The sequence below is a fragment of the Acinetobacter sp. CAU_H_78 genome (genome assembly GCF_058599365.1).
The window spans coordinates 557,818-571,221 of the sequence record NZ_CM178652.1 but is presented as its reverse complement, the minus strand read 5'-3'; the positions used below and the strand labels follow the sequence as shown (position 1 = coordinate 571,221).

At 44.0% G+C, this 13,404-nt stretch carries 9 protein-coding genes; 3 read left to right on the top strand and 6 right to left on the bottom strand.

Features of this window, described 5'->3' with window-relative positions; translation table 11 throughout:
- Positions 1 to 82 precede the first annotated feature (82 nt).
- Entirely contained in the window at positions 83 to 2,788 is a 2,706-nt protein-coding gene (locus AC4MCD_RS02785; protein ID WP_491876560.1) for a DUF2339 domain-containing protein, read from the bottom strand.
- A 161-nt stretch (positions 2,789 to 2,949) separates the two neighbouring features.
- Between AC4MCD_RS02785 and polA the strand changes: the two genes are divergently transcribed.
- A complete protein-coding gene (polA, locus tag AC4MCD_RS02780) occupies positions 2,950 to 5,715 on the top strand; it encodes a DNA polymerase I (protein WP_491876559.1) in 2,766 nt (921 codons plus the stop codon).
- 148 nt (positions 5,716 to 5,863) lie between these two features.
- On the opposite strand, the gene AC4MCD_RS02775 is transcribed toward polA, so the two are convergent.
- From AC4MCD_RS02775 to ppx, 5 genes are read right to left on the bottom strand one after another with little or no spacing between them, the layout of a single operon-like run.
- Complete coding sequence (locus tag AC4MCD_RS02775) at positions 5,864 to 6,433, bottom strand: YggT family protein (RefSeq protein WP_004783550.1); 570 nt, start codon at positions 6,431 to 6,433, stop codon at positions 5,864 to 5,866.
- A 31-nt stretch (positions 6,434 to 6,464) separates the two neighbouring features.
- On the bottom strand, positions 6,465 to 7,295 hold the full coding sequence (gene proC, locus AC4MCD_RS02770) for a pyrroline-5-carboxylate reductase (RefSeq protein WP_491876558.1): 831 nt from the start codon (positions 7,293 to 7,295) through the stop codon (positions 6,465 to 6,467).
- Positions 7,296 to 7,297: 2 nt separating this feature from the next.
- The gene (tilS, locus tag AC4MCD_RS02765; protein ID WP_491876557.1) at positions 7,298 to 8,671 is read right to left on the bottom strand and encodes a tRNA lysidine(34) synthetase TilS; all 1,374 of its coding nucleotides are present in this window, start codon (positions 8,669 to 8,671) and stop codon (positions 7,298 to 7,300) included.
- A complete protein-coding gene (locus AC4MCD_RS02760) occupies positions 8,608 to 9,432 on the bottom strand; it encodes an acetyl-CoA carboxylase carboxyltransferase subunit alpha (protein ID WP_004783557.1) in 825 nt (274 codons plus the stop codon). Before AC4MCD_RS02760 ends, tilS begins: the two co-directional genes overlap by 64 nt.
- 30 nt (positions 9,433 to 9,462) lie before the next feature.
- Complete coding sequence (ppx, locus tag AC4MCD_RS02755; protein ID WP_491876556.1) at positions 9,463 to 10,983, bottom strand: exopolyphosphatase; 1,521 nt, start codon at positions 10,981 to 10,983, stop codon at positions 9,463 to 9,465.
- A 261-nt stretch (positions 10,984 to 11,244) separates the two neighbouring features.
- On the opposite strand from ppx, the gene trxA reads away from it, so the two are divergent.
- The gene (trxA, locus tag AC4MCD_RS02750) at positions 11,245 to 11,571 is read left to right on the top strand and encodes a thioredoxin (protein WP_005233946.1); all 327 of its coding nucleotides are present in this window, start codon (positions 11,245 to 11,247) and stop codon (positions 11,569 to 11,571) included.
- Positions 11,572 to 11,892: 321 nt separating this feature from the next.
- Positions 11,893 to 13,161 (top strand): transcription termination factor Rho, encoded by a 1,269-nt coding sequence (gene rho, locus AC4MCD_RS02745; protein WP_004783562.1) that lies wholly within the window; start codon positions 11,893 to 11,895, stop codon positions 13,159 to 13,161.
- Positions 13,162 to 13,404 lie beyond the last annotated feature (243 nt).

Genomic DNA, 13,404 nt, shown 5'->3' with positions numbered 1-13,404 from the left:
CCTGTCTTTCTCTTACACATCGCTTTAAGCTCGTTCAGGGTTTGGGGAGATTAAATTAATACTCAAATCTAGTAATTTAGATTCAAACCCTCTTCTCCCCCTCCGGCATCGGTGCAATATACGCAATCAGTAGCATCACCCCACCGGCCAGCAAGAATGAAATTACGCGTGTCAGTGTACCAGTATGAGACAGGTCGAATAACACCAGCTTCAAGCTGACAATGACCAGAATACTCCCCCCTAATATCCACATCGGTTTAAGCCTTTTCAGGGTGGCGGTCCACATGGTTGCCCAAGCCAGCAATACCCAAAGAATCGTCAGGCTTAACTGTACTGTGGCATTACTCCACAATTCCAGACTATTGAATGGTGTTTGCAGATAGATATGTAGAGCCCGTAATACAATATAGCTCGATAGCCATAACAGACTTAGCACCATCAGTACCGACATCATACCGCGATCTTGTCCTGCCCGAATCTGCTGCAACAGCATCCATAGGAAACTGGCAAGCATGGCCAGACTGATCAGGTCAAATGGATTGAATAGAGGTAACCAGTAATATTGGAAAGCTTGCTGGTTAAACAGCTGTGAGCATATTAACCAAGCTCCCATTAATACCAAGCAGTTTTTACTTTGCCAGAGTAAACGCCACTCTGAATTTTCTTTTTGTCGGTAACACCAGAACCAGAATACCAGAGGCAGAATTACCATACTCAGATAAGGCATGCTCGGTATTAGGCATACACTGGCCAAAGCCAGGCTGGCAAAAACCCCAAAGCTCATCCACTCTTTGGATAAATCAATCCCTTTCACCGGTCTTAGCCATAAAGCAGCCAGCAATAATGATGAAAGTGCAAAGATTCCACGCTCCAAAGCACTTGGCCAGACCAGAATCCCATTTTCGCTATGATCAACAGCCAGCAAAATCGCAATGATCACCAATGGCGTAAGCCCACTCCACTTTGGCAATAACCAGCACCATTCCTGATGCTTGCGCTGTATGATTTCACTTAGAACCGTATAACCCAGTGCAAGACTAAATAAGCTATAAATATAGGCCTGCTCATGAGCAAATTCATCTTCAAGCAAGGCAAACAACATCAAAGTCGCAGCAAAACTGAGAATACTCAGAAAACTGATACTTAAGCTATTGAGCTGCTGGCGGTATTTGGCTTTAAGCTGACTAAGGAAGACGACGGCGACATAACAGAAGCTGAGAATCCAGAAAATTTTCCGCGGTGTGGGATTAAGCTCAATCAGATAGTAAACACTACTGAAACCTGCCATGATCAGCAGTCCCATACTCAGGTAATGCGCAACCCGAATATTCTTTTCCAATGCCCAGAGATAAATCAGGACTCCTTCAACCGCCCAACCGACTACGCTCCACTGCTCTGTCAATAAAATGGGTGGAACCAAAGCCAGAAAGATCAGCATCAGGCTCAGATAACTTTGAGAAATGACCTGAATACTTTCTCTGCGACGCACTAAAGTCCAACAGATTGCAAATATCCCGGCAAATAACAGACTAAGCCCAGCTTGCCAAAGCTTCTGATCAGGCTGATTGAAATGAATCAGATACAGGAAAATATAGGCGGTAATCGGTGCAGCAAAAATCAGGACAAGATCCAGAACCGGTTTTAAACGAAAACGGGAAAGATCCTGCTTGGCCAGTAACTGGCTAAAACGAAAGCCCAGCCAGATGAATACCGCACTATGTGCCAGAATCAGAGCGGTCATGGTATAACGCTCGTATGTATGACCATGAATCAGGCTATACATCCCACCTACTATGACTGTGACCAGAAAGGCAATCTGGTTCAGGATTTTCCAGGGCCGCAAACTGCTGAGTAACAGCACGCCGATATTAATCAGCAGATAATAACTGATGAACTCAACCGCAGAAGCATCTCGGGTCGGCAAGGTAAACGGCGCCAGATAGGCAATGAATAAGGCCATGACTGCCAGTTCAATACTTTCCTGTTTCAAGCTTAAGTACAGCGTAATTGCCAAAATGACCAAGAACACCAGAGCTGCGAGTGGCAACGTGGCAATCACCAGGTTGTAATAAGCAAAGAACAAGGTCAGAAATAGTGCCCCTAATCCCAAGCCTTCCAGTGCCAGACCAAAACTACGGTTTTTAGCGATCAGGGTATAACCCAATCCGGTCACAACAACAGCAGATAAAGCGACCAGTCCTAATTTTACCGCCAGGCTCAGCTGCCAGTGCTCTGTTGCAAAACGGAGTAATAAAATAATCCCAATGACCAGAATCGTGATCGCGGCTTTGAGAACCGGATTTCCACGAAAAATCCATTGTTGGATCTGAGCCAGCAATTGTGGTTGCTCTGGACTAGCTTGAGCAGCAATGGGTAAAGGAATATCTGGTTGAGTGATTTCTGGATGTGTCTGATCTGCTGACCGGTAACGAGATTGCAACTGGACAATGTTACGTTCCAAACGTTGTAGCCAGCGTAATAGAAAGAAAATCCAGGCGGTAATGCCAATCCCCATTAGCCAGTTGAGCTCAGTCACGCCTCCGACAATCGCGATAAAAGAAGAAATATACAGCGGTATTTTAGAATTGGCCGGTACAATCATCTGCGTCGGTGCTGCCAGATCCCGCACGGGCGCTTCAATGGCACTGATATATTGCATCACGCTGATCAGAAAACCCAGACCAGTGAGATAAGTCACGATCTGCAATTCCATATACCATGCACTTATCCCTACAATCACCAGACTAATCAGCCAGATCATACGCAATTCATTTTGCCCTGCCGTCATTCTTCTCGTTCTCGTTCCTTAACCATGTCATCATACAACAGCTTGTACTGCTTATTTCATCTTCACCCGATATTCGCTAAGCTGTAGAAACCGACTTGCCCCTGCGAGTGCAGTAAAAATCACGTACAATAAAACTGTTTTTTGAATAAGGAATTGATTACATGCCACCATTTGTCTTGGTCGATGGCTCTTACTTTTTATTTCGTGCCTTTCATGCACTACCACCATTAACCACGTCAACCGGCCTGCACACCAATGCAATTCGTGGTGCGATTTCTGCTATTCAAAAACTGATGCGCCGTACCCAGCCAACACATATGGCGGTAATTTTCGACACGCCTGAACCGACTTTCCGTCACGAGCTATCACCTATTTATAAAGGTGACCGTCCAAGCATGCCGGAAGAACTGTCACAGCAAATTCCATACCTACATGCCTTGATTCGCGCTTTGGGCATCCCCCTGCATATGCTGCCAGGTGCGGAAGCCGATGACATCATTGGGACACTGGCTAAACGTGCTGAAGCTTTAGGTCATCAGGTACTGATTTCAACCGGTGATAAAGACATGGCACAGCTGGTGACTGATAAAGTGACCTTAGAAGACAGTTTCAAAGAAAAACCGATGGATGTTGATGGGGTTTTTGAAAAGTTTGGCGTATGGCCAAACCAGATCATTGACTACCTGACCCTGATGGGAGATGCCTCAGATGGCATTATGGGTGTGCCTGGCATCGGGGCGAAAACTGCAGCCAAATTACTCAATGAATATGGCTCGATTGGTGGCATTCTGGAAAATGTCGACAAGATCAAAGGTAAAGTTGGTCAGAATATTAAAGACAATACCGATGGCATTGCACTGGATCATCAATTGGCCAGCATCATTTGCGATCTGGATTTAAGCTTCACTTATGATGACCTGAAACTTCAGGATCCAAATGTAGAAGCTTTGCGTAATCTGTATACCGAACTGGAATTCCGTAACCAGCTGCAATCACTGGATCATCCAAATAATCCCAATAACCGTAATTATAAACAAGCTACTCAATCGATTAATGCCAAAGCAGCACCTGAACCTCAGGAAGCCGATGACCAGCAGGCAACACTGAGCAGTGATAATGATCAGCTTGGAGAAGCAACTTATCATACTGTGTTGACTCAGGAAGATTGGGGCAAGCTGTTTGAACGTTTAAACACTGAAAAACGCTTTGCTTTTGATACTGAAACCACCAGTCTAGATTATCGTATTGCACAGATTGTTGGTTTTTCGGTGGCTTTTGATGCACAGGATGCCTATTACGTACCGCTAGCACATGATTATGAAGGTGCGCCAGAACAGCTCAATCGTGAAGAAATTCTGGCTCAGATCAAACCGATTCTAGAAAATGAAGCCATTCAGAAAATTGGCCACCACCTGAAATATGATGCGCATGTTCTGGAAAATCACGGCATTCATCTGGCGGGCTGGTATTTTGATACCATGCTGGCTTCTTATGTGCTGAACTCGGTTGCCACCCGCCATGGCATGGATGATGTAGCCCGTCTGTACTTAAGCCACTTAACCACCACTTATGAACAGGTGGCGGGCAAAGGTGCCAAACAAAAAACTTTCAATAAAATTGAGATCGAAACTGCAGCGCATTATGCCGCAGAAGATGCGCATGTGACCTATCGTCTGTTTGAAGTACTCAGCAAAAAGCTTCAAACTTATCCTGAACTGGTCAATATTCTGCACAATATTGAAATGCCTGTAGCGCGTGTGCTGACCAGCATGGAAGAAAATGGCATCCGACTGGATCTGGCTTTTCTGGATCAACTCGGTTGTGAGTTCGCTCAAACCATGCAGAATCTGGAAAATCAGATCACGGAAATAGCTGGTGAAGCGTTTAATGTCAGCTCTCCAAAACAGGTCGGTGAAGTTCTGTTTGACAAACTGGGCTTAAAAGGTGGCAAAAAGACCTCTACCGGTCAGTACAGCACCAGTGAAAGTGTACTGGAAAAACTGGAACACCCGATTGCTGAACTGATTCTGGAATATCGGGGTCTGTCTAAACTGAAAAGTACTTATACCGATGGTCTATGCAAACAAGCCAATAATGAGACCCATCGTGTGCATACCAGTTATCATCAGGCACTCACAGCCACTGGCCGTTTATCGTCTACTGATCCAAACTTGCAGAACATTCCGATTCGTGCAGAAATCGGACGTCAGATTCGTAAGGCCTTTATTGCGCCTGAAGGCCGTGTCTTACTCGCAGCAGATTATTCACAGATTGAATTGCGTCTGATGGCACATTTATCTCAGGATGATGCGCTAGTAGATGCCTTTAACCATGGACAGGACGTACATCGCCGTACCGCAGCTGAAGTTCTGGGCATCCCGCTCAAAGAAGTAACCAATGATCAGCGTCGTCAGGCTAAAGCCGTGAACTTCGGTCTGCTCTATGGCATGTCTGAATTTGGCCTGACTCGTCAGTTAGGTTTTACTCGTCAGGAATCCCAGGAATATATCAAACAGTATTTCCGTCGTTATCCGGGGATTTATGAATATATGCAGCGTACCCGTCAGGTGGCATTGGAACAAGGCTTCGTTGAAACCATTCTAGGCCGCCGTTTATACACACCTGATATCGATGCCCGTAACATGATGGTCCGCAAAGCCGCTGAACGTGCTGCGATTAATGCACCATTACAAGGTTCGGCTGCAGACATCATCAAAATGGCGATGATTGAGGTTGATAAAATGCTACCTAAAGATCAAGCCAAAATGCTGCTGCAAGTCCACGATGAATTGGTATTTGAAGTTGATGAAGCGATTGCAGATGAACTGGCACCTCAACTGGCTGAAGTGATGCAATCCGTGATTGAAATCTCTGTGCCTTTGGTCGTGGAAGTGGGTAAAGGCATGAACTGGGATGAAGCGCATTAATACGAAAGCTCCTTCCTCCTTTTAGGAGGAAGGTTGGGATGGAGGTTATTTAAATTTATAGACCTCACCCTAACCCTCTCCTACAAGGAGAGGGAATTTTCTTGAAATAAAAAAGGACGCCTAAGCGTCCTTTTTCTTTGGGATTTGATTAAAGACCAGTTAGCAACACAATTGCCACCTGGTTCATAATCATTTCAATTACGATCAGTGCCAAAATTGCCAAGATTGGAGACAGGTCAATCATCCCCATATTCGGCATGATACGACGGAACGGTGCCAATAATGGTTCTGCAAGTTCCTGAACCACTTCAATATAAGGTGAACGGGATTGCGTAAACATCACCACCCAGCTCAAAATAATCGTTGCAAAAATCAGGTAACGACAGAAGCGGATCAAATCCTGCATCATGGTGACGAAGGTCAAGATAAGCAAATGGATTGGACCATTTGGCATTCCCCCAGACAAATACATGATGCCAAAAATTTTCAGCAAATACAGCACGACCAAAAGTGCCAGTGCAGCAGTATTCACCCGGCCTTTACCTGCAGTTGGGAAAATACGCCCAAACACATCTACAATTTTAGTCGCTTTGACAGTAGATAGAACGACAGGATTATAAGGACTCACCGCGGCCAATTGCATTAAAAAGCGGAAGAATACGAGCAAAATCGCGACGTTAATGATAATGCCAAAAATTAGCGCAGAATTTGCACCCATACTTGAACGTTCCTAAAAATTAAACTGAAGATTATTTGCTATTGTCACTGAGTTCTTGGGCCAGTTCCTGACTACGTTTTTGCGCAGCAGCAAGCGCTGCCTGAATATTCTGAGAAATCTGCGCGCGATCAAATACTTCCAATGCCGCTTGAGTTGTACCATTCGGAGATGTGACATTCTTACGCAGCTCTGCTGGTGTATTAGAACTGGTGATCGCCATTTGCGCTGCCCCCAAAGCAGTTTGCAATGTCAATGCAGTGGCTACTTTTTCATCCAGACCTAAATTCTTGCCTGCACGAATCATGCTTTCCATCATATAGAAGAAATAAGCAGGTCCTGAACCAGACACAGCAGTTACGGCATCAATCTGAACTTCTGAGTTTACCCAAATTGTCAGGCCGGTAGAAGCCAAAACCTGACTCGCCAGCTCACGGTCATTACTACCGACTTCTTCATTGGCAAATAAACCATGTGCACCAGTCTGTACCAATGCGGGTGTATTCGGCATCACACGGACAATACGGTCAGTACCCAATAGCGCAGATAGTGTTGCAATCTCGGCACCCGCAACAATTGAAATCACCAGCTTGCCATCAAGTAAACCTTGAAGTGGTTTTAACACACCAGCTAAAACCTGTGGTTTGACTGCAAACAGAACGATATCTGCATCTTTAATAGCAGCAATATTATCATCGGTGACATTGACTTCTTTTTCTGCAAGCAGTGAGCGTACTTTCTCAACCGGATCAGAAACTGTAATACGCGTCGCTGGCAACCCCTGCGAAATCAGCCCGCCAATCAAGGCTTGAGCCATATTACCGCCACCAATAAAACTAATATTACAATTTAAAGCTGCACTCATGTTTAATGCTCGTCGTTGAATTCTAAAGTTGAAGAAACCGAAATGGGTAGCCACCCCCCTGCTTCACAATATGCAGATTGAGCTAACCAAAATCCTTTAGGTGTAAACACGCCTAGCATAACATTATCTGTGCTTAATATTTGAATAGTATGCCGAGTCCAGGGAAATATTTGCGCTTCCTGAATGGCTTTTTTGAGCGGCCAGTGCCCCACCCGTCCATAGAGATGAATTTTTTCACCACCCTTCCGTTGCCGTAAATACAAGGGTTGGCCTAATAAGGTGGGAGATAATCCTATCTCAGCCCTTTGAATCCCGAATTGACCAGAAGGAAGATGAACCTGATCTTTATTTTGTAAAATGATCTGCTGTTCAGCTACAGTCGATTGTTGATTAGCCAGATAAACTTCAGCTTTTAGGCGATGCAACTGCTGCTGATAACGCACATAGTAATAACCCGACCAATGCAGCGCTGCTTGAGCATCCTGTTTCGCTCCAATTACTTCAGCCTGTACACGCTCAACCATGTCCAGAGAAGGACGATATTGTCCTTCGCCTTTCATCCAGACCGAGAGTAACTGGCGCTGCCGTGCTTTAGATAAACTTGAGAATGAAGATAGATCGAGAATTTCGGTATTGCCACAGAGTTTTAGATCCTGCTCCAATACTTCTTGCAGAATATTTTGTGCATCCTGCATCAGTTCACTAGTACGTGCCAAGGCAGATTGCATTTTCGGGTAACGATGACTTAATACTGGCCATAGCACCTGACGTGCCCAAGCCCTATCATAATGAGTATCCTGATTGGTCGGATCTTCAATATTCTGGATATTTAAATCTGCTGCCCATTGGCAAATCTGCTCACGGGAAATATCCAGCAGTGGCCGCCAAATGGTTAAATCGTGGCGGATATCGATCGCTTTCATCGCAGCCAGACCATCAATCCCTGCCCCAGAAAGTAAGCGCAACATCAAAGTCTCTGCCTGATCCTGCTGATGGTGAGCCAAGACCAGAATTTCATTAGGTTGGAGATGCTGTAGATAAGCTTGATAACGCGATTGGCGAGCCTGAGATTCCAGATTACCACTGGCAATATGGACGGGCTGAATGATGCAAGGAATATTTAGTTGCTGACACTGATGCTGGACAAAAGTGCCCCATTCAGCACTAACACTTTGCAGTTGATGATCAACATAGATCGCGCGGATTTTTTCCGAGCACAAAAAAAACATCAGATGCAGCAACAGCATAGAATCCACGCCGCCACTGCATCCGATTAGAAATTTTGTTTCTACAGGAAATTCCTGCAGTTGCTTTAAGATGCCAGACCTAAATTGTCGCTGCCAAACTTCATTAAACGCTGGTAACGTGCTTCGCATCGTGCTTGTGGTTCCATTGCTTGCAGTTCATTTAAAGCTTCTTTCAGGACTGCTTTCAGTTGGTACATGACTTCATCCGGATCCAGATGTGCACCTTCACCTTCATCAACGACGTATTCAACAATGCCCATCTTTTGCAATTTTTCTGCAGTCAATGCCAAAGCTTCACTGGCCTGTTCGGCTTTTTCTGCAGTTTTCCACAGAATTGAGGCACAGCCTTCTGGTGAAATCACTGAATAAATACTGTGAGAGAGCATCACCACACGATCTGCCACGCCAATCCCAAGTGCACCACCGGAACCGCCTTCACCCAGAACAGTGGCAATTACAGGCACTTTCAGATTAGAAAGTTGTGCCAAACTTGACGCAATCGCTTCAGCCTGACCACGCTCTTCTGCACCCACACCTGGGTAAGCACCCATGGTATCAATAAAGGTAAAGACTGGCAGATTAAAACGTTCCGCCATATCTAACAGACGCTGAGCCTTACGGTAACCTTCCGGGTTACTCATGCCAAAATTATGCTGTAATTTTTCACGGGTACTACGACCACGGTGCTGACCCACGATCATCACTGGTTGTCCATCGAAACGTGCCAGACCACCGATCATTGCGCCATCATCACCATAGAGACGGTCGCCATGCAAAGCATCAAATTCAGTGAATATTTCACCTACATAGTCCAGAAATTGTGGACGTTCCGGATGACGAGCAATCTGTACTGTCGTCCATGCTTTTGATGGGGTAGCTTTATTTTTCATAGGTCAACCGTTTTCATCCCTATAAAGGTATTAATTAACAAATTGTTCAGATTGAACCGAGAGCTCGATCTCCCAATTTTTAAACTGCACCTGTTCATCATGCAGTTCAGCAATCAGTAATGGCCATTGTTTGGCATCACCAGAAATGCTGAGCTGCCATTGTTGCGCATTCTTGACCTTAAGTTCAATGGCAGGAAGCATCTCATCGCTACGACTGTGATTGACCAAAACCGCCAGACGCAGTAACAAACATAGCTGTAAAAGTTTAGTTCCGCCGACTTTCATCACATCATGCTTGGCATCAGCGCGCAATTTGCGGCGATGATGTGCGACCAAATGTGACAAATAATTTTGATCTACCTGCGAAAAACCGGCAATGTCAGAATGTTGCAATAAATAGGCACCGTGGCGGTGATAACCACTATGACTGATCGCCAAACCGATTTCATGCAAATAAGCTGCACGACGAAGTAAATCACTGTCCTCGCTATACAGGCCAAGATCACCTGCTACATCATCAAACAGTTTTTGTGCAGTCTGCACTACACGTTCGGCCTGCTTGGCATCGGCATTATAACGACCAATCAAGGCATGGACTGAACGATCACGGATATCCTCATGCTTGAAACGACCCAAGAGGTCATACATCACGCCTTCACGCAATGCGCCATCTGAATACACCAGATACGGAATATTCAACACATCAAATACCGCATATAAAATGGCAATTCCTGCAGGCAAAACTGCACGGCGGTCATCTTTCAGACCTTCAAATTCCATGTCCGAAACATGTTTATATTTGAATAATTTGTCTTTGAGTTTTTCCAAACCTTCACGGGTGAGCTGCTCTTTATCATTGCTCCAGCCCATGTTGACACAGATCTGACGGCAAGCCTTAATCGTACCACTCGAACCAACCACCGCATCCCAACCGGCAGATTTATAAGTATTGGCAATGCCTGAAATTTCTTTACGTGCCGCAGTCACTGCCTTATCAAAGGCTTTATGGGTAATTTCACCATCAGCAAAGAATTTCTTGGTAAAAGTCACACAACCCATCTGCACAGATTCGGTATGAATGGGTTCGAATTCTTCCCCAATGATGAGTTCAGTCGAACCACCACCGATATCTACTACTAGACGACGACCAGTATTAGCCATGGTATGTGACACACCGAGATAAATTAGACGTGCTTCTTCACGACCAGCAATAATTTCAATCGGTTTTGGTAAAATTTCAGCTGCTTTCTGAATAAATTCATGACCATTTTTGGCCTGACGCAAAGCATTCGTTGCCACAATCCGTAAACGGTTCGGTTGTACCGATCCCAAGCGTCCGACAAAACGGGCCAGACAAGCCAAACCACGCTGCTGCGCGGCTTCAGTCAAATTTTTATTTTCATCTAGCCCCGCTGCAAGCTGAACCTTTTCTGACATTGATGCGACTTTTTTCACTTCGCCATGATCCACCCGGGCAATCGCCAAATGAAAACTGTTTGATCCCATATCGATGGCTGCGAGTAATTCTTCATCAATCAAAAAATCAGACATTCTAGAAATAAACCTTTTAAGAATTGTGCTTAGAGTAATTCACAACCATGCAATTTAAAAGCCATTTGTCAGGACAATTTCGCGTAATTATTTTTTTCATTTATAGGACAATTGTATGAGGCGATGGTGACTATCGTGATCATCCATTAGACAAAACAACATTAAAGCTTGAAAATTTACAGATTCCCCTACATTGTTAAAGATGGCTATGTAATACTAATAATTATAGTTATCTTTATAAAATTAATTCTGGAGCACTCCATGTCTGGCAACATCGTAAACACTACTGACGCAAACTTCGAAGCAGACGTTCTTCAATCAGACGTTCCTGTACTGGTTGATTTCTGGGCTGGCTGGTGTGCGCCATGTAAAGCTATTGCCCCTGTACTTGAAGTATTGGCTGATGAATATCAAGGCAAAGTAAAAATTGTCAAAGTTGACGTAACATCTTGCGAACAAACTGCTGTGAATTTCAATATCCGTAACATTCCAGCTTTATTGATGTTCAAAAATGGTGAAGTGGTAGCGACTCAAGTCGGTGCAGCACCAAAATCTAAATTGACTGCATTTATTGATCAAAACATCTAAGCATAAAATGCTATAGTAAAAATACGCGACCAAAGGTTGCGTATTTTTTTCGTCTATAAATTGACAAAAACCTGTTTCTCTCTTATATTTCAACTTCAAGAGATAAAGGATGCTAAATCCTGTCAGTTTCTTACAAGACACATTACATAACATGCCGCTCGGCAATAGAAATTGTTTTCACATTTCTCTTTGAAACAATCAAACAGACCTCTGAATTGTTCTTGTGCAAATTCAATTGCTTTCGTTTGAATGCTTATATGCGGCCGAATGTTACTCCCTTTCTAACCTATACCTTAGAACTTTGATTCTATCTGACCACCTATGAATTTAACCGAACTCAAGAAAAAACCGATTGGCGAACTCATCAAGATTGCCGAGTTTATGGGCCTTGAAGGTATGGCTCGTAACCGTAAGCAAGACATTATTTTTGCCATCTTAAAACGCCATGCGATGAATGGTGAAGAGATTTTTGGTGATGGCGTTCTAGAAATTTTGTCAGATGGTTTTGGCTTCTTACGCTCTGCAGCAGGCTCTTATTTGGCAGGTCCTGACGATATCTATGTCAGCCCATCACAAATTCGTCGCTTTAACCTGCGTACCGGTGACACCATTACGGGAACCATTCGTCCGCCTAAAGAAGGTGAGCGTTATTTTGCTTTGCTTAAAGTCAATCAGATTAACTACGATACCCCGGAAAATTCACGTAACAAGATCTTGTTCGAAAACTTGACTCCATTGTTCCCTACTGAACAATTAGTGATGGAACTTGGTAATGGTACGACTGAAGATTTAACTGCACGTGTGGTCGATCTGGTTGCTCCAATTGGTAAAGGTCAACGTTCAATTATCGTTGCACCACCGAAAGCTGGTAAAACCATGCTGTTACAAAACATCGCTCAATCGATTGTTCGTAATAACCCTGAATGTTTCCTGATTGTCCTTCTGATTGATGAACGTCCTGAAGAAGTCACCGAAATGGAACGTACCGTTCGCGGTGAAGTGGTCGCTTCTACCTTTGATGAATCGCCTGCCCGTCACGTTCAAGTGGCTGAAATGGTGATTGAAAAAGCTAAGCGTTTGGTCGAGCACAAGAAAGATGTGGTGATTCTGCTGGATTCGATTACCCGTCTGGCACGTGCATACAACACTGTGATTCCTTCATCAGGTAAGGTATTAACTGGTGGTGTAGATGCACATGCACTTGAACGTCCAAAACGTTTCTTTGGTGCGGCACGTAATATTGAAGAAGGTGGTTCACTAACTATCATTTCTACAGCACTGATTGAAACCGGCAGTAAAATGGATGAAGTGATCTACGAAGAATTCAAAGGTACCGGTAACCAGGAAATCACGCTGGATCGTCGTATTGCGGAAAAACGCGTCTTCCCTGCGATGAATATAAAGAAATCGGGTACGCGTCGTGAAGAACGTTTGATGTCCGAAGACAAACTGCGTAAAGTTTGGATTTTACGCAAACTTCTGCATACCCAAGATGAACTGGTCGCGATGGAATTCCTGCTTGACCGCATGAAAGAAACCAAAACCAATGATGATTTCTTTGATCAAATGAAACGCAAAGCGTCGAATTAAAATTATCGGAAAGGTCACCATTCAAGGTGGCCTTTTTTATGGTTGACGTATGTTACACAATGAAACAATGTACTGAGATATCTGTAAACTTATTTTTAAGTTTTTGATTATTAAAATAAACAGATAAATAACTGTATAATTTTTATAAGCTTAATAAGCCTTTCTCCAATCTATATCTTTCAATTAATTGTTATTTTCTGTTAAAAAACCCTTAATTTTTATCGTTTTTTCACTGTTTTTGAT

Bases quoted from the DNA above. Each gene is read 5' to 3' on its own strand.
- AC4MCD_RS02785 (WP_491876560.1), bottom strand. From the start codon at position 2,788: ATGACGGCAGGGCAAAATGAATTGCGTATGATCTGGCTGATTAGTCTG.
- polA (WP_491876559.1), top strand. From the start codon at position 2,950: ATGCCACCATTTGTCTTGGTCGATGGCTCTTACTTTTTATTTCGTGCC.
- AC4MCD_RS02775 (WP_004783550.1), bottom strand. From the start codon at position 6,433: ATGGGTGCAAATTCTGCGCTAATTTTTGGCATTATCATTAACGTCGCG.
- proC (WP_491876558.1), bottom strand. From the start codon at position 7,295: ATGAGTGCAGCTTTAAATTGTAATATTAGTTTTATTGGTGGCGGTAAT.
- tilS (WP_491876557.1), bottom strand. From the start codon at position 8,671: ATGCGAAGCACGTTACCAGCGTTTAATGAAGTTTGGCAGCGACAATTT.
- AC4MCD_RS02760 (WP_004783557.1), bottom strand. From the start codon at position 9,432: ATGAAAAATAAAGCTACCCCATCAAAAGCATGGACGACAGTACAGATT.
- ppx (WP_491876556.1), bottom strand. From the start codon at position 10,983: ATGTCTGATTTTTTGATTGATGAAGAATTACTCGCAGCCATCGATATG.
- trxA (WP_005233946.1), top strand. From the start codon at position 11,245: ATGTCTGGCAACATCGTAAACACTACTGACGCAAACTTCGAAGCAGAC.
- rho (WP_004783562.1), top strand. From the start codon at position 11,893: ATGAATTTAACCGAACTCAAGAAAAAACCGATTGGCGAACTCATCAAG.